Annotated in this window: 18 protein-coding genes and 1 pseudogene; 8 read left to right on the top strand and 11 right to left on the bottom strand. The window is 61.1% G+C overall.

The window, feature by feature from the left end; genetic code table 11:
• Positions 1 to 185 precede the first annotated feature (185 nt).
• Both HHJ19_RS08700 and HHJ19_RS08695 read right to left on the bottom strand, forming a co-directional pair.
• A pseudogene (locus HHJ19_RS08700) lies at positions 186 to 1,420 on the bottom strand (acetate/propionate family kinase).
• Positions 1,417 to 2,844 carry a bifunctional enoyl-CoA hydratase/phosphate acetyltransferase gene (locus HHJ19_RS08695; RefSeq protein WP_296905953.1) on the bottom strand — a complete coding sequence of 476 codons (1,428 nt, stop codon included), beginning with the start codon at positions 2,842 to 2,844 and terminating at the stop codon, positions 1,417 to 1,419. Before HHJ19_RS08695 ends, HHJ19_RS08700 begins: the two are co-directional and overlap by 4 nt.
• A gap of 592 nt (positions 2,845 to 3,436) precedes the next feature.
• On the opposite strand from HHJ19_RS08695, the gene HHJ19_RS08690 reads away from it, so the two are divergent.
• Together HHJ19_RS08690 and HHJ19_RS08685 are read left to right on the top strand one after the other, a co-directional pair.
• Positions 3,437 to 3,670 (top strand): FAD-binding protein, encoded by a 234-nt coding sequence (locus HHJ19_RS08690; protein WP_296905950.1) that lies wholly within the window; start codon positions 3,437 to 3,439, stop codon positions 3,668 to 3,670.
• 31 nt (positions 3,671 to 3,701) lie between these two features.
• A complete protein-coding gene (locus tag HHJ19_RS08685; protein WP_296905948.1) occupies positions 3,702 to 5,435 on the top strand; it encodes a thiamine pyrophosphate-binding protein in 1,734 nt (577 codons plus the stop codon).
• Here HHJ19_RS08685 and ddpX read toward each other — a convergent pair.
• The 6 genes from ddpX to arcD form a co-directional block, all read right to left on the bottom strand.
• Positions 5,432 to 6,001 (bottom strand): D-alanyl-D-alanine dipeptidase, encoded by a 570-nt coding sequence (gene ddpX / locus HHJ19_RS08680; RefSeq protein ID WP_296905945.1) that lies wholly within the window; start codon positions 5,999 to 6,001, stop codon positions 5,432 to 5,434. The two genes, HHJ19_RS08685 and ddpX, sit on opposite strands and share 4 nt — an antisense overlap.
• Positions 6,002 to 6,235: 234 nt before the next feature.
• Positions 6,236 to 9,253 (bottom strand): cation-translocating P-type ATPase, encoded by a 3,018-nt coding sequence (locus HHJ19_RS08675; RefSeq protein ID WP_296905941.1) that lies wholly within the window; start codon positions 9,251 to 9,253, stop codon positions 6,236 to 6,238.
• A gap of 153 nt (positions 9,254 to 9,406) precedes the next feature.
• Entirely contained in the window at positions 9,407 to 10,330 is a 924-nt protein-coding gene (gene arcC, locus HHJ19_RS08670) for a carbamate kinase (protein ID WP_296905939.1), read from the bottom strand.
• Positions 10,331 to 10,360: 30 nt separating this feature from the next.
• Positions 10,361 to 11,359, bottom strand: coding sequence for an ornithine carbamoyltransferase (argF, locus tag HHJ19_RS08665; RefSeq protein WP_296905937.1), 999 nt, complete (start codon positions 11,357 to 11,359; stop codon positions 10,361 to 10,363).
• Between the two features lie 38 nt (positions 11,360 to 11,397).
• Positions 11,398 to 12,615, bottom strand: coding sequence for an arginine deiminase (locus HHJ19_RS08660; RefSeq protein WP_296905934.1), 1,218 nt, complete (start codon positions 12,613 to 12,615; stop codon positions 11,398 to 11,400).
• Between the two features lie 48 nt (positions 12,616 to 12,663).
• The gene (gene arcD, locus HHJ19_RS08655) at positions 12,664 to 14,133 is read right to left on the bottom strand and encodes an arginine-ornithine antiporter (protein WP_296905932.1); all 1,470 of its coding nucleotides are present in this window, start codon (positions 14,131 to 14,133) and stop codon (positions 12,664 to 12,666) included.
• 1,040 nt (positions 14,134 to 15,173) lie between these two features.
• Here arcD and HHJ19_RS08650 point away from each other — a divergent pair.
• Both HHJ19_RS08650 and HHJ19_RS08645 read left to right on the top strand, forming a co-directional pair.
• Positions 15,174 to 15,548 (top strand): Eco29kI family restriction endonuclease, encoded by a 375-nt coding sequence (locus tag HHJ19_RS08650; RefSeq protein ID WP_296905930.1) that lies wholly within the window; start codon positions 15,174 to 15,176, stop codon positions 15,546 to 15,548.
• Entirely contained in the window at positions 15,514 to 15,678 is a 165-nt protein-coding gene (locus HHJ19_RS08645) for an Eco29kI family restriction endonuclease (protein WP_366929395.1), read from the top strand. Before HHJ19_RS08650 ends, HHJ19_RS08645 begins: the two co-directional genes overlap by 35 nt.
• 145 nt (positions 15,679 to 15,823) lie before the next feature.
• On the opposite strand, the gene HHJ19_RS08640 is transcribed toward HHJ19_RS08645, so the two are convergent.
• Together HHJ19_RS08640 and HHJ19_RS08635 are read right to left on the bottom strand one after the other, a co-directional pair.
• Complete coding sequence (locus tag HHJ19_RS08640) at positions 15,824 to 17,323, bottom strand: AMP nucleosidase (RefSeq protein WP_296905926.1); 1,500 nt, start codon at positions 17,321 to 17,323, stop codon at positions 15,824 to 15,826.
• 9 nt (positions 17,324 to 17,332) lie between these two features.
• On the bottom strand, positions 17,333 to 17,707 hold the full coding sequence (locus tag HHJ19_RS08635; protein ID WP_296905924.1) for a hypothetical protein: 375 nt from the start codon (positions 17,705 to 17,707) through the stop codon (positions 17,333 to 17,335).
• 477 nt (positions 17,708 to 18,184) lie between these two features.
• On the opposite strand from HHJ19_RS08635, the gene HHJ19_RS18035 reads away from it, so the two are divergent.
• The 4 genes from HHJ19_RS18035 to HHJ19_RS08620 all read left to right on the top strand — a co-directional run bounded on the left by HHJ19_RS18035 (position 18,185) and on the right by HHJ19_RS08620 (position 19,710).
• Entirely contained in the window at positions 18,185 to 18,565 is a 381-nt protein-coding gene (locus tag HHJ19_RS18035; protein ID WP_366929394.1) for an ATP-binding cassette domain-containing protein, read from the top strand.
• Between the two features lie 12 nt (positions 18,566 to 18,577).
• Positions 18,578 to 19,036: a hypothetical protein gene (locus tag HHJ19_RS18030; RefSeq protein ID WP_366929393.1), complete on the top strand. Its 459-nt coding sequence runs from the start codon at positions 18,578 to 18,580 to the stop codon at positions 19,034 to 19,036.
• 20 nt (positions 19,037 to 19,056) lie between these two features.
• A complete protein-coding gene (locus HHJ19_RS08625; protein ID WP_296905921.1) occupies positions 19,057 to 19,266 on the top strand; it encodes a PhnD/SsuA/transferrin family substrate-binding protein in 210 nt (69 codons plus the stop codon).
• Between the two features lie 219 nt (positions 19,267 to 19,485).
• A complete protein-coding gene (locus HHJ19_RS08620; protein WP_296905919.1) occupies positions 19,486 to 19,710 on the top strand; it encodes an amidohydrolase family protein in 225 nt (74 codons plus the stop codon).
• 25 nt (positions 19,711 to 19,735) lie between these two features.
• On the opposite strand, the gene gorA is transcribed toward HHJ19_RS08620, so the two are convergent.
• Positions 19,736 to 21,046, bottom strand: a 1,311-nt coding sequence (gorA, locus tag HHJ19_RS08615; RefSeq protein ID WP_296905917.1) for a glutathione-disulfide reductase, incomplete at its 5' end; no start/stop codon positions are given.

The following is a 21,046-nucleotide window of genomic DNA, read 5'->3' as shown; positions in this document are numbered from 1 at the left end:
CGGTGTGGGGGTGCGGGGGCGGGGGGTGCGCGCATCTGTGTTGGGTGGGGGGCCCCACCCCCGCCCCCCCAAACGACGAAATGCCAAACGCCGCGCATAACGCTGAAAACCACCATTTTTACAAGCAAAAAAGTGCTTTTACGCCAGAGCTATAAACGTAACTAGCTATTAAATTCATAGTGAGTTCAATCCTCACCAGCCCGCCAGTCATGCGCTCCTCGCCCTTGCAGCAGCGCCTGCGTGTGCTGGGCAATCATCAGTTCCTCATTCGTCGGAATGACCCACGCCGCCACGCGGCTGCCAGCCGTGCTGATGCACCGGGCGCCTGACCCGCGCGCCTGGTTGGCGTCCTCGTCGAGCGCGATGCCTAGCCAGGCTGCATCCCGGCAGACGCGGCGCCGGATCATGGCGCCGTTCTCGCCGATGCCGGCGGTGAACACCAGCGCATCCAGCCCGCCGAGCGAAGCGGCCAGGCTTCCGAGCTGCTGGCCGATGCGGTAAACATACAGGTCGATGGCTTGTTGTGCATGCGGCGTGTTGCTCGCCTCCACGGTCCGCATGTCACCCGACACACCCGACACACCGAGCAGGCCGGATTGTTCATACAGTAGCGTTTCAACCGCCTGAAGGCTCATGCCCAGATTGCCGATCAGGTAGAGCACGACGCCAGGGTCCAGGCTGCCAGAACGCGTGCCCATCATCAGGCCGTCGAGCGCGGTGAAACCCATGGTCGAGGCGACGCTTTTGCGGCCCTGCATGGCGCACAGGCTCGCGCCATTGCCCAGATGGGCGACCCCACCACCCGGCCATTGGCCAGCGCGCCAAGGTGGCCAGGCAGCACGCTGGCGATGTATTCATACGACAGGCCATGAAAGCCGTAACGCCGCACGCCGGCCTGGGTGATCTGGCGCGGCAGGGCGTAGGCCTGTGCGACCCAGGGCTGGGTGGAGTGAAACTCGGTGTCAAAGCAGGCGACTTGCGGCAAGTCTGGGTACAGGCTGGCAATGGCATGAATGGCCGACAGGTTGTGCGGCTGGTGCTGGGGCGCCAGCGACGTGAAGCCGTCGAGCTGGGCCAGAATTTCGGGCGTGACGCGTGCGGGCCGCGTAAAGCGCTCGCCGCCATGCACCACCCGGTGGCCCACGGCCCCCAGCGTGCGGCCGGCTGCATGCTGGCCCAGCCAGTCGAACAGCTGCTTGAAGGCCTCCTCCTGACCGCGCACCGGGTCGGCCGGCACGTCGATTAGGCGGTCTTCCAGTGGGGCGCCATTTTGTCCCCACACCAGCATGCGGGGGGCGCTGCCGATGCCTTCTATTCGGCCGTTCGCGATGCGCTTCAACGCTGAATCAGGCGCAACGTCGTAAGCGGCAAACTTGACGCTGGACGAGCCGGAGTTGATGACCAGCAGCGCTTGCTTCATGCCAGCGCCTTGAGCCGGTGGGCAATCAGCAGGATGGCGATGGCACAGGAGGCGATGCGCGAATGGGCCGAGTCGGCCCGGCTGGTGAGCACAATCGGCACGCGCGCGCCCATCACGATGCCGGCCGCCTGGGCGCCGCCCAGGTATTCAAGCTGCTTGGCCAGCATGTTGCCCGACTCCAGATCGGGCACCACCAGGATGTCAGCGTTGCCGGCGACCTCGGACTTGATGCCCTTGGTCCTGGCGGCAGCCAGCGAGACCGCATTGTCAAAGGCCAGCGGGCCGTCGACCAGGCCGCCGGTGATCTGGCCCCGGTCCGCCATCTTGGACAGCGCAGCGGCGTCCATCGAGGAGCGCAGCTTGGGCGTCACGGTTTCCACCGCCGACAAAATGGCGACCTTGGGCCGGGCGATGCCGAGCGCGTGCGCCAGGTCGATGGCGTTTTGCACGATATCGACCTTGGCATCAAAATCGGGCGCCACGTTGATGGCCGCATCGGTGATCAGCAGCGGCTTGGGGTAGCGCGGCACATCGAGGACAAACACATGGCTGATGCGGCGTTCGGTGCGCAGGCCGGTTTGGGCGTTCACCACCGCGCTCAGCAGTTCGTCGCTGTGCAGGCTGCCCTTCATCAAGGCGTCCACTTCGCCAGCGCGTGCCATCTCGACCGCCTTGACAGCCGCCGCATGGCTGTGCGGCACATTGACGATGGAAAAACCGGCGAGATCCATCTGGCATTCGTCGGCAAGGCTTCGAATCCGGGCTTCCGGCCCAATCAGCAGGGCTTCGATCAAGCCCAGCCGGGCAGCGTCGAGTGCGCCTTCCAGCGCTTCGCGGCTGCACGGATGCACCACACCCATCCTGATTTTAGGTAGACTTTGCGTGGCATTCAGCAGCTGGTCGTAGCGCAGATTCTCGTCCGCCACCATGGGTGTTGGCAGGTCGGTGCGAGCGATGCGCAGCTTGGCGGCCGGCGCAATCACTTCGGCTTCGCCTTCAATCACCACATCGCCGTCCTGATTGATGCAGCGTGTGCCAAGCCGCACATGGCGATTGCCGGTGTTGAGCGAAATCACCGAAACGGTCACGGTCAGCGTATCGCCGATGTGTACCGGCTTGATAAATTTAAGCGTCTGGCCGAGGTAAATCGTGCCCGGGCCGGGAAATTGGGTACCGAGAACGGAGGAAATCAGCGAGCCACCCAGCATGCCGTGGGCGATGATCTGGTGGAAGTGACTGGTTTTGGCATAAAGCGCATCGACATGGGCCGGATTGACGTCACCCGACACAGCGGCGAAAAGCTGAATGTCGCGTTCGGTAACCTGACGCTGCAGACTGGCACCGTCGCCCACACGAATTTCTGCAACCGGGTGGTTTTCAAGAAAGCTGGCAGAGGAGTTGGCTTGAATGCGGGGAGAGTCCATGGGCAGCCTTTCATTTCTGGATGGGTTTTGCGGGCTATTTCATGATGGTCGTTTGCGTTCATTGCGTCTGCCCCGGAGCCGCCCGTGCTCGTCAGGCACGCCGCCGGTACAGCGCTTCAACGCGCAGTAAAAAGCGCTTGCATCAAAAAAAATTCAGCGGCACCGCGGTTTGCCGCTGGCTCGGCGATTGGATCGCCCGGATAGGCAGGTGCCACGCCGTGCTGTGCATCGTCCGGCGCTTCAGCAAGGCTGGTTCCGCCGTTCCGACATTCGCTGCTCCAAAGTCCCCGGTGACATCCCGAATGCGGCTGTTTCCGATGCGTCAGGAATGGTAACCCAACAAAAAAACGACAAAAACGGCAAAAGCGGCAAAAGCGGGAGAAACGATGCATGCGCGACATGCTGTCTGGCAACCGCTGGCTGGTCAATGAGATGATTCAAAATTAACAGGATTTTGTAGTGGACAACAGTTTGCCGAAACTGATTAAAAAAATGAACGCGTTGCAGTTAGCTCACGTAGTGCAGTTGCAAGCCGTCACCGATGCTGTCGAGCAATTTCCAGCGCCTCCAGCATCAGAAGGCACTGCCCCTGATGACGATTTGCGATCGTATCGTCAGCGGCAAAAGTCCGGGCGGGATTCAGCCAGACTTGCACAGCCGCGTGCCGGGCCTGCCTGGGCAAGCAATTTCCGTCCTCTACGCCGTGGGCGAAGCGGCAGGTTTCGGCGGCGGCATGCATGGCTGGCGAGCGTTTGAAGGTAAATTTCTTGGCGGCTGCATTCTTTCCGGGCGCCTGGCGGTCAAGGCCATTGCAAGCGACGGTTGATTAAAAAAATGAATTCAAAGGAGACGACAAAATGACAAGAACCGGTGCCTGGCTGGCAACTTACGCGCTGGAGCAGATCGGTGCGCGCTTTACTTTCGGCATTCCCGGCGTGCACACGACGGAGCTCTATGACGAGCTCAACAACTCCCGGCAAATTACCCCGGTGCTTGTGACGCATGAAGGGGGCGGCGCTTTCATGGCCGATGCGGTCAGCCGCTTGTCTGACTCCATCGGCGTGCTGACGGTAGTGCCGGCGGCTGGTCTGACGCACGCCAGCAGTGGCATCGGCGAGGCATTTCTCGATGGTGTGCCGATGCTGGTGATTTGCGGTGGACCGCGTACCGATTCAGAGTACCGGTTTCAGCTGCACCAGATGGACATGCACAAGTTCATGGGCGGGCTGACCAAGGCAACCTTCAAGGTCACCAGCCATGAGCAGGTGGTGCCGACGCTGTTTGAAGCCTACGCGATTGCGACCGGTGGCGAACCCGGGCCGGTCTTCATCGAACTGCCGGTCAATATCCTGCTGTATTCCGGCAAGGTCGGCAAGCTGCCGTCCTACACACCGCCGCAAGCCAGGCAGGTCGGCTTCGATGCGGAGATTGTTCGCGCGGCCGAATTGTTGCGGGCTGCCAGGCAGCCCTGCCTGTTTGTCGGCTGGGGTACGCGCGATGCGTTCGAGCAGGTCAAGGCGGTGGCCGAGTGGCTGGAAGCGCCGGTGGCCACCACACTTCAGGGGCTGTCTGCCTTTCCGGGCAACCATCCGCTGCATGTCGGTTTTGGCTTCGGCGCGTCGGCGGTACCGGCAGCGCGCAATGCCTTCAAGGACTGCGACTGCCTGCTTGCCGTCGGCACGCGATTTTCCGAGATTGCCACTGGCAGCTACGGCGTCAAAGTGCCGGAAAACCTGATTCACATCGACATCAATCCGGAAACCATAGGCGCCAACTACCCGGCCAGAGTCGGTATTGCCGGCGATGCCGGCCCGGTGCTGACCGGGCTGCTCAAGGCGCTTGAAACCCTGGGCCCCAGGCGCGCCGCGCGGCCAGCATTGCGCGCCAAAATCCACAGTGACAAACAAGCCTACCGGCAGAGCTGGTACAAGAGTGATGCGGCTGGCATCGTCAATCCGGCGCGCTTTTTTGACCAGTTGCGCCTGCAGACGCCCGACAACGGCATCTTGGTGATTGATGACGGCAATCACACCTTCCTGACGGCAGAGCTGATGCCGATTCATGAGCCCAAAAGCGTGATCCTGCCGACCGATTTCAATTGCATGGGTTACGCCGTTCCGGCCGCCATTGGCGCCAAGTTGTGCCAGCCAGATCGGCTGGTGCAAACCATTGTCGGAGACGGCGCTTTTTTGATGACCTGCATGGAGATACTGACGGCTGCCACCCGGCAATTGGGCGTCATCTATTACGTGTTCCACGACGGTGAGTTGTCGCAAATTGCGCAAGCCCAGCAGATTCCGTACAACCGCAAACCCTGCACCGGGCTGGGCGCTGTCAACTTTGAAGGCGTGGCGCTGGCCACCGGCGCAGCTTTCCTGCGCATGGCCGACAACGACGCCATTGGCGACGCCATACGGCAGGCGCTGGTGATTTCGCTAACCGGGCGGCCAGTGATCGTGGATGTCCATATTGATTATTCAAAACGCACCGCGTTTACAGAAGGCGCGGTCAGGACGAACTTCGGACGTTTTCCGCTGAAAGAAAAGGTGCGCACGCTGGCGCGGGTCCTGACCCGGCGCCTGACGGGTTAACGCAGGGAATTGCCCGACGGCAGGCACCGCATGAACGCCTGGCTGTCAATCAGCGGAAACTGCCGGGCCTCGGGCAGCTGGTAATGCCACCATTCATGGGGGTGGTGAACAAAGCCGCTTTCCAGCATGACCGTCAGCAGCAGCATGCGGTTGACCTGGACGGCTGCCTGATGCGCCGCGTGAAAATGATGCGATGCCGGCGTCATGGTGTCGACCGGCGTACCCATGTCGAGAACCCGCCCGTCCGCGCCCATCAGCGTCAGGTCAACGGCAACGCCCCGCGTGTGGTTGGAGCCCTTGGCCGGGTCGGCAATGTAGTCGGGATTGGGCGCGGCGGCCCACAGGGCCTGCTGCGCTTCCTGCGGCCGGAATGCATCCAGTATCTTCAGCTGAAAGCCGAAGCCTCTGGCCGCAACAATGGCCTTGCGCAGGCAGGCTTCGGCTTGTGGATGCAGAAAACACAGCGGGTGGTCGTAGATGGCCTGACCGGTGAAGTTGTTGGCACCGGCATAAATCAGGTCAATCGCGACATCATGGCTTTGCTCTGTGATGTGAATGAGGGGCATCTGGGTTTCCAAAAATCCTGGGAAGGCGTCGTTCACCTGGCATTTGACCACGGCGCCCTGGCGGGCCGTCTGCAGCGGCCACAGGAGCCCTGAAATGTAATTTTGGCATTAAATAGGGCTGTAGTCCAATGAATACGGTCATTGTCAGCTATTAAAAACGTAGCAAATTGGGCGCCCGCCAAGACCGGGTGTTGGCGGATCGTTTGTAGCGCCTGACCGGGCCCGCGTCATGGCTTATTTAAACCAGCCTGAGCGCCGGATCAGATCCAGCCACGCCGCACACAACGCGAGCACCGCAGCACCTGCTGCCAAGCCCCATGGGCCGGGCAGGGCCAGGCCCATTAGCGTGCGCAGCCAAGGCACGCCCAGCACTGCCACCAGCAGCAGCCCCATGGCGGCGCCCATGCGCCATAGCCAGGGGTTGGTGGCGCTAACCGCCATGAGTGCCGGGCGCGACGGGTCGCGGTTGGCCAGGATCAGCAGCATCACGTTGAGGACCAGCGAGCCAAACACCACGCTGCGGGTTTGCGCGGCGCTCCACCCTTGCGCAGCGAGGTAGGCATAGCTCAGCAGCAACACCACGGCGATACCCAGGCCCTGCAGCACGGCGTAGCCCAGAGTGGCGGCGGCAAACGGCGAGTTCGACACCGGGCGGGGCCGGCGCTCCATCAGGTCTGCGGCCTCGGGTTCTGCTTCCAGGACAACCGCACAGGTGGGGTCAATCAGCAACTGCAGCAGCACGATGTGCACGGGCAGCATCAGCGCCGGCCATTGCAAAATCGTAGGTACCAGGGCCAGCGCGATGATGGGCAGGTGCACCGCAAAGGTAAAACGCACAGCCTTGCGAATGTTGTCGTCGATGCGCCGGCCTTGCCGGATGGCGGCCACGATGCGGGCAAAGCTGTCGTCCAGCAGCACCAGCGCGGCTGCCTCGCGCGCTACATCGGTGCCGCGCTCGCCCATCGCGATGCCGACGTCAGCAGCTTTCAGCGCTGGCGCGTCGTTGACGCCGTCGCCGGTCATGGCCACCACCTCGCCGCCCGCGCGCAGCACCTGTACCAGCCGCAGCTTGTGCGCCGGTTGCAGGCGCGCGCACAAATCCACCTGACTGAGGCGCTCGCGCAAGGCCGAATCATCCAGCGTCGCGATTTCGGCACCGGTGATGACCTCTGCTCGGTCCGACAGCCCGACCTGGCGCGCGATGGCACGCGCCGTGACGGGATGATCGCCAGTCATCATGATTACCCGCACACCCGCCCGGCGGCATTCGGCCAGCGCGGCGGCCACCTCCGGGCGCGGTGGGTCCGCCAGGCCGACGAGTCCTAGAAATTCGAAGTCAAAGTCGTGTTGGCTGCGTGGCCAGGGGGGCTCGACACCCGGCAGTGCGGTGGCGCCAGACCAGCGCCCGCGCGCTACGCCCAGCACCCGCAAGCCGCATTCGGCCATCGCCTCGACCTGACGCTGTATCGCCTCGCGCCGCGCAGCGCCCAGGTGGCACAGGTCTGCGATCGCTTCCGGAGCGCCCTTGCTCGCCAGCAGATGCTGGGACGGCTCAGCGCTAGCGAAAACCCGCGTCATCGCCAGAATATCGCCCGATAGCGCGTATTCGAATTCCGGCTCGCGGCCATCGTGTACATGCTCGGTGCCGGCCAACCAGCGGTGGCCAAACTGCTGGATCGCCTTTTCCATCGGATCGAAAGGGTCGCCGGGTGTCGCCAGCATTGCGAATTCGGTCAGAACATGAAAAGACTCCGGCAGGTCGGCGGCCTTGTCCGGCATAAAGTGCGCGTCGGCCGTTGCCAGCTCGGTCACGGCCATGCGGTTCAAAGTCAGCGTGCCGGTCTTGTCGACGGCCAGCACGGTGATCGCACCCAGCGCCTCGACTGCGGAGGGGCGGCGCGTCAGTACCTTTTGTTTTGAGATTCGCCAGGCGCCGAGCGCCAGGAATACGGTGAGGATGACCGGTATCTCCTCAGGCAGGATGGCCATGGCCAGCGCAATGCTGGAGAGCAGGCTGTCCAGCAACGGCCTGCCGTCCCACCACCAGCCCAGCAGCAACTGAATGAGTGCGAGTGCGAGTGCGCCAAGTCCAAGCCGGCGTACCAGCTTGCGCGAGGCCTGCTGTAAAACAGAGGGTGGCTCGACGGTGGCCGCCAGATCCGCGCCAATGCGCCCGACGGCAGTCGCGCTGGCGATCGCCTGCACCTCGGCCAGGCCGACACCGCGGGTGACGACAGTGCTGGCGTAGAGCATGACCCCCACGCCTTCCACAACGCCTTCCACAACGCGATCCGCGCTGCCCCCCGAGATGGCCGGCCTGGCTTGGGGAGGCTTGTCGCTGGCGGCCGTTGCCCCCGTGCTTGCCGCCGCCTGTTGTGCTCTGGCTTGTGCGAGGTCAGGTGTCTTGGACACGGGCACTGCTTCGCCGGTGAGCAGTGATTCGTCCACCTCCAGTTGCCCGTCCAGCAGCACCGCGTCGGCTGCAATGCGGTCGCCTTCGCGCAGCACCAGCACATCGCCACGCACCACGTCGCGCCCGGCAATGCGAAGCTCCTGTCCGTCCCGGATCACCAGCGCGCGCGGGGCCGAGAGATCGCGCAGCGACTCCAGTGCACGCTGCGTCTTGCGCTCCTGCATCAAAGTGATGCCGATAACGACAAACACGAAGCCGAGAAGGAACAGCGCCTCTGCACGATCCCCCAGCGCCAGGTAAATGCCGCCGGCTGCAAGCAGCATCAGGAACATCGGCTCGGTGATGACTTCGCGCACGATCGCGATGTTGGACTTGGGCGCGCTGCCTGGCAACAGGTTGGGGCCTTCTGCCTCCAGTCGGCGCAACGCTTCAGGTGGGCTCAAGCCCTGCAACGAAGGTAGCTCACCGCGCGCTAGAACAGACGCCTTATGGGTTGGGGTCGGGCTGCCAAAAACGATGCTCCGGATCTGCGCCCACTGCGTCTTGCCTGGCGCCGCCGGCGCCTCAATCTCATGCGCTGCCTTGAGGTTCAGCCGGCCCTGGGCATCAAAGACGACCCAGCTGCAACTTTCATTGACGACATCCTGCGCCTGGCTGCCGGCGATGCGCAGATACCAGTCGACCAGGATGAAGCGGCGTGCAGCGAACTCGGGCGCGCTGGTCTCGTGGCGGGCTATCCGGACATAACGGTCAAGGTCCAGCAGATGGACATGACCGTCTTCACCGACCAGGAACAAACGGGTTTCAGCGTTGACGGCAGGTGCGGAAATCCTTGTCATGCGGCGACCTCTCTCAAATTTCAGCAGAGCCCAAACATATGTCGCTGCCGGCAGGCGCGCACTTCATGAATGCCCGGCCTTCACGCAGCGGGAAAAGGACCGGTTTTCGGGGGTACCGAGCCGCAATTGACAGCACTGCGCCGCCCGGGTCTTTTACAGCTGGCGCGGGCCATCAGCTACAACCTGCGTGCCGGCCTCTCCGCGCAGCATCGCCTCTATCTGATCAAGTGAGCCGATGATGGCGCGCTGCCCGGTAGCTCTGACGAACGCACACGCAGCCTCTACCTTGGGCCCCATGGAGCCTGCTGGAAAATTGGCCTGCTGGAAGGCTTCCGGAGCAACCTTGCCGACTGGTCGCTGCGTGGAAAGTCCGAAGTCGAGATAGACCGCATCGACGTCGGTGGCAATGATCAGGCACTGCGCGTGCAGTGCCTGGGCCAGCAGTGAACTGCAGAGGTCCTTGTCAATGACCGCCTCAACACCCCGCATGCCGTGACCTTCAGCATCGGCAATGACCGGTATGCCGCCTCCGCCGGCGGCAATGACCAACGCGCCGTGGCCCAGCAGCCACTCGATTGACTGCAAGCCCAATACCCGTTGGGGGGCAGGGCAGGGTACGACGCGCCGAAAAGCGTTGCCGTCTGGCGCCATCGTCCACCCCTTCTCCTTGCCGATGACTTGGGCCTCAATCGCACTATAGATGGGACCAATGGGCTTGCTCGGAGCGCTGAACGCCGGGTCTGAAGCACTCACTTGGATTCGCGTCATGAGTGTGGCGACGACCCGGGCAGGCAGCAAGTTGCTGAGCTCCTGCTCCAACAGATAGCCAATCATGCCGTCGGTCTGGGCACCCAGCACATCCAGTGGATAGGTTTGCACGGCGAGGTAGGCGGCCCCCTGGAGGGCTAGCAGACCCACTTGCGGCCCGTTTCCGTGGGTCAGTACCAGTTCGTTGCCCGGCGCCACCAGCGCCAGTTGCACCGCCGCCCGCCGGATATTGTCCAGCTGGTTTTTCGCGCTCAGGGGCTCGCCCCGGCGCAGCAAGGCATTTCCGCCCAGTGCAACAACAAGCTTCATGCTGGCGTCCTGAAATGCATATGGTCGGCCTTAGCCAAGCGTCGCCACCAGGATGGCCTTGATAGTGTGCATGCGGTTTTCCGCCTGGGTAAAAACCACCGAAGCTTCGGACTCGAACACCTCATCGGTGACCTCGATCTCGCTGAGACCAAACTTTTCATGCACCATTCGGCCCACTTCGGTGTCAAGATTGTGAAAGGCCGGGAGGCAATGCATAAAACGGGTGCGTGGGTTACCGGTGGCAAGCATCAGCGCGGCATTCACCTGAAAGCCTTGCAACTGCTCAATTCGCTGCCTCCACACCTCGTCGGCTTCACCCATGGAAACCCACACATCGGTGTAGAGAAAATCCGCACCCAAGACAGCGCGTTGCGGATCGGACTCGATCGTGATGCGGGCGCCGGTGCGCAGGGCCAGGGCACGCATCTGCTCGACCAGTTCTGCCGGTGGCTGCAGCGTTTTCGGTGAGGCAATACGCACGTCCATGCCCATTTGTACCCCGCCGACCAGCAGCGAGCAACCCATGTTGAAACGGGCATCACCGAGATAGCAAAATGACAGCTCATGCAGCGGCTTCTCGCCGAACTCCTGCATCGTCAGCAGGTCGGCCAGGATTTGCGTCGGATGCCATTCATCGGTCAGCCCGTTCCAGACCGGCACATGCGAGAACTTTGCAATTTCCTCGACCGCGCTTTGATGGAACCCCCGGTACTCAATGCCATCGAACATCCGGCCGAGCACACGCGCAGTGTCCTTGAGCGACTCCTTGTGTCCAATTTGCGAGCCGGTCGAGTCGAGATAGGTCACATGCCCCCCCTGGTCGTGGACCGCCACTTCGAAGGCGCAGCGAGTTCGGGTCGAAGGTTTTTCGAACACCAGTGCGATGTTTTTTCCTTTCAACCGCTGATGCTCGTTTCCGACGGCCTTGCTGCGTTTCAGTTCGGCGGCCAGATCAAGCAGATAGCGAATATCGCGGGGTTCAAACTCCTTCAGGGCCAGCAAGCTGCGGTTGTGAAGGTTAAAACTCATCATTGGCTCCTTGAATACAGGCGGGATGTGTCAGGCGGTCACAGTGCGTCGCGCTGGACCGGGCAGGTCATGCAGTGGCTGCCACCGCGGCCTCGCCCCAGCTCGCTGCCCGGTATGGTGATCACCTCAACGCCCGCTTTGCGCAACAAGGTGTTGGTATACACGTTGCGCTGGTAAGCCACCACCACGCCCGGTGATAGTGCCAGCAGGTTGTTGCCGTCGTCCCATTGTTCGCGCTCTGCTTCGTAGCTGTCTCCTCCAGTCGGCACCACGCGCAGGCGTGGCAGGCCGATGGCTTCAGCGACCACATCCAGAAAGAGTTTTTCTTCAGCACGCACGTCAAGCTCTCCAGGCTGTTTGCCGGGGCGAAGACTGAAAGCGCGAATCTCCTGAACCATTTCGGGGAATACCGTCACCAGATCGACATCACAGAAGGTAAATACCGTGTCCAAGTGCATGGCACCGCGTGACTTGGGCATCTGGGCTGCAATTACGCGTGTGGCAGCGCCCTCGGCGAACAGGCGACGCGCGAGTTGGCTGACCGCCTGGGGTGAGGTGCGTTCGCCCATGCCTGCAAGCACCACACCCTTGCCGAGCGCGACGACGTCACCGCCTTCGAAAAAGGCCATGCCATGGTCCCGATCCGGATCACCCCACCACTCGGTGGCTTGTCCGGCAAATAACGGGTGGAAGCGGTAGATTGCCGTCATCAGCAGGGTTTCGTGGCGGCGCGCCGGCCAGTACATTGAACCCAGCACGACTCCACCATAGATCCAGGAACTGGAGTCGCGGGTAAACAGCGTGTTGGGCAGCGGCGGAAGCAAAAACTCCGCGTGCGAAAGGCACTGCGCGGTCAGACCCGGGATATCGAACGGCACTTCAGCGCGCAGCAGGCCGCCTATCAGATGCTCGGCCAGACGCGCTGCGGGCAGGCCGTCCAGCCAGGGCCGAAGTAGCGCGGCAGCCTCGGGCTCGATGAAGTCGGCGCCCAGCTTTCGCTCCAGCAGCCAGTTGCGGCTGTCGGCCTGCGCCACAACCTCTGCCAGCAGATTGTGCAGTTCGAGTATCTCCACCCCGCGATCGATCATGGCGTTGGTAAAGACGTGATGGTCGTTTCTGGCCTGTGTGACCCAAAGCACATCGTCGAACAGCAGCTCTTTGCAGTTCGCCGGGGTGAGCCGGGCTTGCGCCAGACCAGGTCGGCATACCAGCACCTTGCGCAGCGGTCCGACTTCAGAGTGCACGCCAAATTTCATGATGATTAGTCCTTGAGTGAAGCGTGAGAAGACGTGTGAACGGCGGGCTTACAAGGCCAGCTTGCCAACGCTCAGACCATAGCCGGCGCCAACGGCCAGCGCCAGCATGCCGGCAAAGATGGCCCATTCAAAACTGCGAAATGCCGGTTGAGCTTGTTCACGCCGGGCCAGCAGATAGACCAGCGCGCCAGGGGCGTACAGCAGCGCGCTGAGCAGCAGGTATTTCGGACCCGCCGCATACAGCAGCCAGACACAGTAAACAGTGGCCACCAGCGTGATCGGCAGATCCAACGGACGCACCGTGCCGGGTGCACCCTCGCCGCGCGCGGTGAGAAGGACACCGTACACCGCACTAAATAGGTAGGGCAGCAGGATCATGGCGGTCGACAGCGAGATCAGCGCGAGGTAGGAGGCCTTGGAGTACAGCGTTACGATCAGGAAAATCTGAACCATGGCGCTGGTCAGCCACATGGCATTGACGGGCACGCCATGCGGGTTCTGGCGTGCCAGTTTTTTGGGCATCACGCCCTCACCCGCAGGCGTGAACAGCGACTCCGCGGCCAGCAGTGTCCAGGCCAGAAAGCCGCCGCCCACCGAGATGATCAGCGCCACATAGATCAGCACGGCACCCCAGGTACCGACGGCTTTCTCCAGCACGCCCGCCATTGAAGGGTTCTTCAGGCCGGCGAGCGTGGGCTGGTTCAAGACGCCCAGCGACAAAAGCGACACGGCCATCAGCAGCGCCAGAGTAATTACAAAACCCAGCACAGTGGCACGCCCGACATCCTTGCGTTGCCGTGCGCGGGCCGAGTACACGCTGGCCCCCTCAATGCCGATAAAGACCCAGACGGTGACCAGCATGGTGCTTTTGACCTGATCAAGCACCGAGCCGAGCTTGGCATCACCCCAGAAAGCCAGGGTAAAGGTGTTCATATTAAAAGCCAGCGCCACCAGGATGATGAAGAGCAGCAACGGCACCACCTTCGCGATGGTGACGACGGCGTTCAGAACGGCTGCGCCCTGAATGCCGCGCAGAACCAGCGCATGGACCACCCACAGGACGATGGAGGCACCCACCACGGCCCCGGTCGTATTGCCTTCACCAAAGGCCGGAAAGAAATAGCCCAGTGCGCTAAATGCCGCGACAAGGTATCCCACGTTGCCGATCCAGGCACTCACCCAATAGCCCCAGGCCGAGTTGAAGCCGACATAGTCACCGGACAGGGCCCGCGCGTAGGCGTAAACGCCGTTGTTCAACTCCGGCTTGCGCAGCGCCATCATCTGGTAGAGCAGGGCCAGTGTCAGCATGCCGATACCGGTGACGAGCCAGCCGATCAGGATGGCCCCGGCACCCGCGCCCGACGCCATGTTTTGCGGCAAGCCGAAGATACCACTGCCTATGATTGATCCGACCACCAGGGCGACCATAAGACTCAAGCCCAGTCGGCCATCGCTGCCGCGCTGGCCGACTGCGGCTGAAGGAACCGGTGTGCCGGAGACTGGAGCAGTTGAGTTCATGATTTCAGTATGGAATTCGATGTGGTGATTCGTCTGTGCGTCAACACACATAGATACACAGGCGCACTGATATGGAAGAAGTCGCAGGGGAAACAGCTTGCGCCCTTCCTTGACCCCTGCCGCTGCGTGTATTGACACTTTGCATTCTGGATCCGGGGAGGTCGCCCATATTGATTCAAGTCAAACCGTTCAACGATTCGAGGTTTGTCAATCACGCGCCGGTTGGGCACGCCGTGCAGCAGGCCTCTTCAAAATAGTGCATTAATCAAACCTCCGGGCGTGACCGCCAGCCTTGTGGCGGGGCTCAAGCCCGGCTCCCCGCTCAATCAGGTGAGGGGGACATGCCGTAATCCATGGCGCAACTCAAAAGCGCGGGCATGTCGGTAACCGACAACCTGCTGCCCCCTTTCTGAATGCCGCGATTTATGGCGTTCCACACAAACGGGCGCGGGTTTTCATCGAAGGTTTCTGGAGTGATCTTCCCGTGCATTGGTCATTTCTCCGGGAAATTCACGCCCTGGATTCCCTCTTTTTTACCACCAGTGGGTTAGCGGTGAATACCGGGATCGTCATTGGGTCACCAGACGTTTGCGTCCAAGCTCTCTCTCAGCCCATGCAACGACCATTGCGCGATTCTAGGACCTGGGTTTGCAGCCCCATGCGCAACTCGACAAACCGGCAAGGATGCGCTTGTCGGTCTTACCGACCCGGAAAAAAAGCGGAAGGCGGCGCTCGTACCTGTCTCGGACATACTGATCGTCCACTAAATTTACCCACCAAGACGCTCAAGGCGGGCGGTCACGGCGTGCCGGGTGGAGAGAACTTGATGGTTCGATCGGATGGCAGCATGCGCTACTTTATGTTCCGCGAGTCTGCGAGCCTTCGAACTTTCCCTGAAGGCGAAGGGTTTCACGGCTGATGGTCGGACGCCATGCGGAAATTGGAAAATGCCCTTCCCGTGTCGCTGGGCATCTTCTTGATGAAGATGTCCACAGCGCCATGCTGGCGTGGCGGGCACAGCAATTGGGTTCGGTTTCGGCATGGGTAATTTGCTGCCCTACAACCCGCTCGACAAAAAAATCGTCGGTGCCAGCGTTTCGGGGGCGCTGCTCGGGCGCAAGCTACAAACAGAAAAAGGGCTGCCCGCATTTCATGGCGCAGGCATTTTCGTAATCTATTACTCGGGCAGCTTCGACGCTTCTCACCAATTGATTGAGCGTAACCAAGGCGCCGATCCGGTTGCCCGAATTGTCGTGGGCAAGGCAATTCTCGCCGGTGGGCGCAAGGGAGACGCTGCGTCAGAGGGTAGCAAGACCAAGGCGCTCTGCACACGGCTGAGGAAACACGCGGAAAGTATCACTGCGAACGAAAATCTGAAAATTGGCAATTTTTCAGTGCCGGTTTGCTGTCGTTGATGACATACGGATATCGCCGGGGTTGTTCCTTCTGATTGCCAACTTCGCTCCAATCTGGAACACACTGATCGACGGCTTTGGCAATTACGATCCAGGCAATGGGCGGTACCGCAGAATGTGTCTCAAGTGAGATGTGCTGCATCCCGGACGGGCGTGGGCCGGGAAATGTTAGGTCCGGTCCGACACCGCTGAGTAAATCGCGCCAGAGGTGAAGCCCCACGTCGCGGGGATCATCCCGCCCAGATCCGCTCACTGCTTAAAGTGCCCCCGGTGAGCTACTGAAACGCTACTTCCGAAAAGCTGCGCAGCTTGCGGCTGTGCAGTTGGCTCACGCCCTCGGCGCGCAGCAGTTCAACGGCGCGCATGCCGATGCGCAGATGCTGGTCTACCCGGTCGCGATAAAACTGGTTGGCCATGCCGGGCAACTTGATCTCGCCGTGCAGCGGCTTGTCGCTCACGCACAGCAGCGTGCCGTAGGGCACCCGAAAACGAAAGCCATTGGCCGCAATCGTGGCACTTTCCATATCCAGCGCTATCGCGCGGCTCTGACTGAAGCGGCGCTGCGGCTGGTTGGCGGGCAGCAGCTCCCAGTTGCGGTTGTCGGTTGAGGCCACGGTGCCGGTGCGCATGATACGTTTGAGGTCGGGCCCGACAGCTTGCGTCACGTCTTTCACGGCCTGCTCCAGCGCTTTCTGGATTTCAGCCAGCGCCGGAATCGGCACCCACAGCGGCAGTTCTTCGTCCAGCACATGATCTTCGCGTACATAGCCGTGGGCCAGCACATAGTCGCCAAGCTGCTGGCTGTTGCGCAGGCCGGCGCAGTGGCCGAGCATGATCCAGGCGTGGGGCCGCAGCACGGCAACGTGATCGGTGATGTTTTTCGCATTCGCCGGACCGACGCCGATATTGACCATAGTGGTGCCGCTACGGTCCGCGCGCAGCAGGTGGTAAGCCGGCATTTGTGGCAAGCGCGGTGGCGGCATGCCCAGCTCGTCGCCATCGAGCGCGGGCAGGCCCGCCCGCCGGGTCACCACATTGCCGGGTTCCACAAACGCGATGTATTCGCTGTGCGGGTTGGCCATCTCCGCGTGGCCGAGACGCACGAATTCGTCGATATAAAACTGGTAATTGGTGAACAGCACAAAGTTCTGAAACCACTCGGGCGAGGTGCCGGTATAGTGGCGCAGGCGCTGCAGCGAGTAATCAACCCGCGCCGCCGTGAACAGTGAGAGCGGAAGCGGTTCACCGGGGCGTGATTCATAGGTGCCGTTGGCGATGCCGTCGTCCATAGCGGCCAGATCGGGCAGGTCAAAAACATCGCGCATCAACATGCGGCGTTCCGCGCTCATGGTGCCTTCAATATGATCGCTTTCGGCAAACGAGAAGTGAATCGGAATCGGCTGAGCGCTGGTGCCTATTTCCAGTGCGACCTCGTGGTTTTGCAGAAGCAGCTGGAATTGTTCCAGAAGGTAATGCGCATAAAGCTCGGGCCGTGTCAGTGTGGTTTCAAAGTGACCCGGGCCAGCGACAAAGCCATAGCTGAGCTGCGAAATTTCCGGCGTCTCCAGGATGGCGCGCGCCACTGTTTTGGTGTGGATGCGAACAAAGGGGTAACAGGCGCGCACATGACCGGGCAAGGTTTCGCCCGCCACATAGCGTTGCATGGCGCCCCGCAGGTGCGCAATCTGCTGGTCATAGATGACGCGTACCTGACGCAGCGCCGCTTCGGCGTCGGTGTAGCGCATCGGGGCGATGAAGGTTGGCAGGTAGGGCATGAAAGGAATTTATTTCTTGGCTGATGCGGGCATGGCCCAGCGGAGCTGGTCGGCGGGCGTGACGGTCGCCTGACGTTTTTCGCGGTCAAACAGGCACAGCACACTGGCACTGCGATTTTTCATATGCGGCTGGGGGTGACGCCCTGTCACCAGCAGCGCCGTCATTCCAACGCTGTCGTCAAACACCATGGTCTGGCCTGCAGCGCGCGCATTTTTCAGCCCGCTGGCCTGGGTGCATCGCTCGGCGACCTGCCTGTCATGGGCCGACCATGCGGCTGGAGAAGACGCCGCCGCAAAACCGGTACCGGCAGCCCCAGTCAGGAAAACCGCTGCGCGAAAAGACCGGTGAAGGGCATTGAAAAAACAGCTTTGGCTATTGAGCATAAATGTACTTTCAAAAAGGAGATGCATCTTGCCACCCAGGCGCTAACCGGCTCGCGCAGTCCCCCAGACTCTTTCGCGATTATCAAGGGTATGTCAATCGTGAGGTTGAACACTGCTTTGACTGCCCTGCTACCCGGGCCACCATCGCCAGGAAAAAAAGCCGAACCATTTTTGCATTTATCTTTCCCAGCATCAGGCGGTGCAGTGAGTGAAGCAGCAACGGCAGCTAGGCCAGACGCCGACTCGTGGCGCCCCGGTGGACAGGCGCGACCGGCACGGATAGCGGCTTGCGACGTGCAAAACGGCCCGAAACACCTGGAGCTGACATCAGAACGACACATTGCAACCCTAGATTCAATACGGTTCAACATGGGAAGAGACTATGGAAGCCGCCATTCAAATCAACACGCTAAGCAAAACCTTCGCCAATAGCCGTAAAGCCTTGCAGCAGATTGATCTAGCATTGCGCCTGGGGAAATGGTGGCGCTGATTGGGGCCTCAAGCTCCGGTAAATCCACTTTGCACCGCCATATGGCTGGGTTGATGACCGGCGATTCGGGTCCGCAAGGATCGATAGTCATCCACAACAGGACGGTGCAGCGCAACGGAAAAATTGCCTCCAACATCAGGTCGGTACGCTGCGGTGTCGGTTTTGCTTTTCAGCAGTTCAACCTGGAGGGCCGCTGGCCTGTGATCATCAATGTGCTGGCCGGCACGCTGCACAAGGTACTGATGTGGCGCAGCCTGATTCGCCGGTTTACATTCAAGGAGCGAGCGCGTGGCATCGAATCACTGCGCCGGGTGGGAATTGCTGGATACAGTGCACAGCGTGCTTCCACCCTGTCCGACGCCCAGTAGCAGCGCGTCGCAATGGCACGCGCCATCGTGCAGGGCGCCAAAGTGGTGTTGCCAGATGAGCCGATTGCTTCGCTCGACCCAGAGTCGTCGCGCAAAGTCATGGACATCCTGGACCGAGTCAACCGGGGAGATAAATGCACCGTGGTCGTGCTCCTTCGCCAAGCCAATGCGGCGATAAAGTGTTGCCCCCGCACGGTCGCACTGCACCAAGGCAAAGAGGTTTACGACGGGCCCTCGGTCGGACTGACGACGGCCCTGCTGCGCGATCTTTACGCAGCGGAGGCCGATGACATCCTGGCCTTGGGCGATCATATTTCCAGCCTCGAAGACAAGGACAGACCGGTTCCTCATCTGGCTGGCCGGTGCCCCTGGCACAGGCCGCCTGAAGCAATTTTTTATTATCCCGTTCAACTTATCCAGGAAATTTCCATGATTAAAAAGCTACGGGCCGGACTGGCCGCTTCCGGCTAGTTGGGGCCTGGCTATTATGTTTGCCAGAGAAGTTCAGCGATATCCGAATTGTCTGGACTTCACCGCTGATTCCGCTGGATCCTCTGGTGATACGCAATAAGATGCCCGAAACCACCAGGAAGGCTGTCCGTGAGTTTTTCTATAGCTACGGCAAGGGGAGTCAGCAGGAAAAAGACAACCTGATGAAGCTTTTCAAGCTGTCGGGTTTCAAGGCCTCGACCCATGCCTAGTTGGTCCCAATTCGTCAACTCAAACTTTTCAAGGAAAAAAAGCAAGTTTGAGGCTGATGTCGCACTGCCTGCAGCCGAGAAGCTGGCCAAGGTCACCGAGATCGATCGCAAGCTCGCAGCTCCGGCCAGGAATTGATCTGTCATGTGAGCGCCGTACAGAATCGCTTCAAACAAACTTGGCCTTGCATTCCGCACTGCCGCAAGACGCAGCAGCCCTTCATGCCTTCCACGCCAAAGCGGGCAGCTTTTTTGCTCCGTGATACGGTGGGCTGGGCACTTCTAAAAGCCGTCAACACCATTACACGCAATCCGGCTCGCGCCATTGGCCTGAATGACCGGGGCGGACTTTGCCCCGGCCTTCGTGCCGACCTGATTCGGGTTCGGTTAAGTAGTGACATGCCCATCGTCCGGAGCGCGTGGCACAAGGGTGAGCGCGCGTTTTGAAGATACAGCGTTGCGACGCGACAACTCAGGTAATGGCGGTCAGGTCCCGAACGGGCTCGCGCATCGTTACAAATTCCTCAGCCACGGTCGGATGAATGCCTATCGTGCTGTCAAAGACGGCTTTGGTGGCTCCGGCCTTCATCGCCACGGCAAAGCCCTGCACCACTTCACCGGCATCCGCACCTACCATGTGCAGGCCCACCACGCGGTCGGTGGCGTCGTCCACCAGCAGTTTCATGAGTGTGCGCTCGGTGCTGCCGCTGAGCGTGTGCTTGAGCGCCTTGAAATCGGTTCGGTAAATGCGAATCTTGCCGAATTTCTCGATCGCGTCGGCCTCGGAGTAACCGACTGTGCCGATATTCGGATGGGTAAATACTGCCGTGGGAATGAATTCGTAACTCATGCTGCGCGGCTTCTGGCCGCTTTCCGGGGCAAACAGATGATCGACAACTACCATGGCTTCGGCCAGCGCTACGGGCGTGAGCTGGATGCGCGCAGTGACATCGCCGACCGCGTAAATCGACGGGACAGATGTCTGGTAGTGCTCATTCACCTGAATCGCCCCGGCAGCGTTTTGCCCGACGCCGGCCGTTTCCAGGCCCAAACCCCTGACCAGTGGCGCCCGGCCCGTGGCATAGAGCACGGTATCGACGGTGATCTGGCTGCCGTCGAGCAGCTTCACCTGTAGGCACCCGGCATTGCGTTCAATGGCGGCAACATCAGTATTGAGATGCAATGTCACGCCGGTCTTGACCATTTCGCCGGCAACGAAGGCGCGCACGTCGTCGTCAAAGCCGCGCAGAACCTGCCTTCCCCGGTAGAGTTGCGTGACCTCGGCGCCAAGCCCGTTGAAGATTGAAGCGAACTCGCAGGCAATGTAGCCGCCACCCACCACCAGCAGGCGACCCGGGAAGGGCGAGAGGTCAAATATCTCGTTGGAGCTAATGACATGCTCGCTGCCTGCCACATCAGGAACGCTGGGTTTTCCGCCCGTGGCAATCAGGATGTTTTTGGCGCTGTAGCGCTGGCCGCCAGCATCAACCGTATGGGCATCGACCAGCGTAGCCCAGCCAGTGATGGTGTGAACGCCTGCGCTTTTTAGCAGTTGCATATAGATGCCGTTGAGGCGTGAAATCTCGCGCGCGCGGTTGAGTTTGAGGGTTTCCCAGTTCAGCGTGGGCGCTTCACCGACCCAGCCAAAGCCGTGGGATTCTTCAAAGCTTTCGGCGAAGTGTGCGGCGTAGCTGTAAAGCTTTTTCGGAATGCAGCCCAGATTGACACAGGTGCCGCCCATTTCGGCCACTTCGGCCAAGGCGACCCGGGCGCCGCGCGGCGC

This window comes from Polaromonas sp., from assembly GCF_012927415.1.
Classification (GTDB): Bacteria; Pseudomonadota; Gammaproteobacteria; order Burkholderiales; family Burkholderiaceae_C; genus Polaromonas.
Note: the sequence above shows the minus strand (reverse complement) of the source record. Positions and strands in the feature narration are given on the sequence as shown.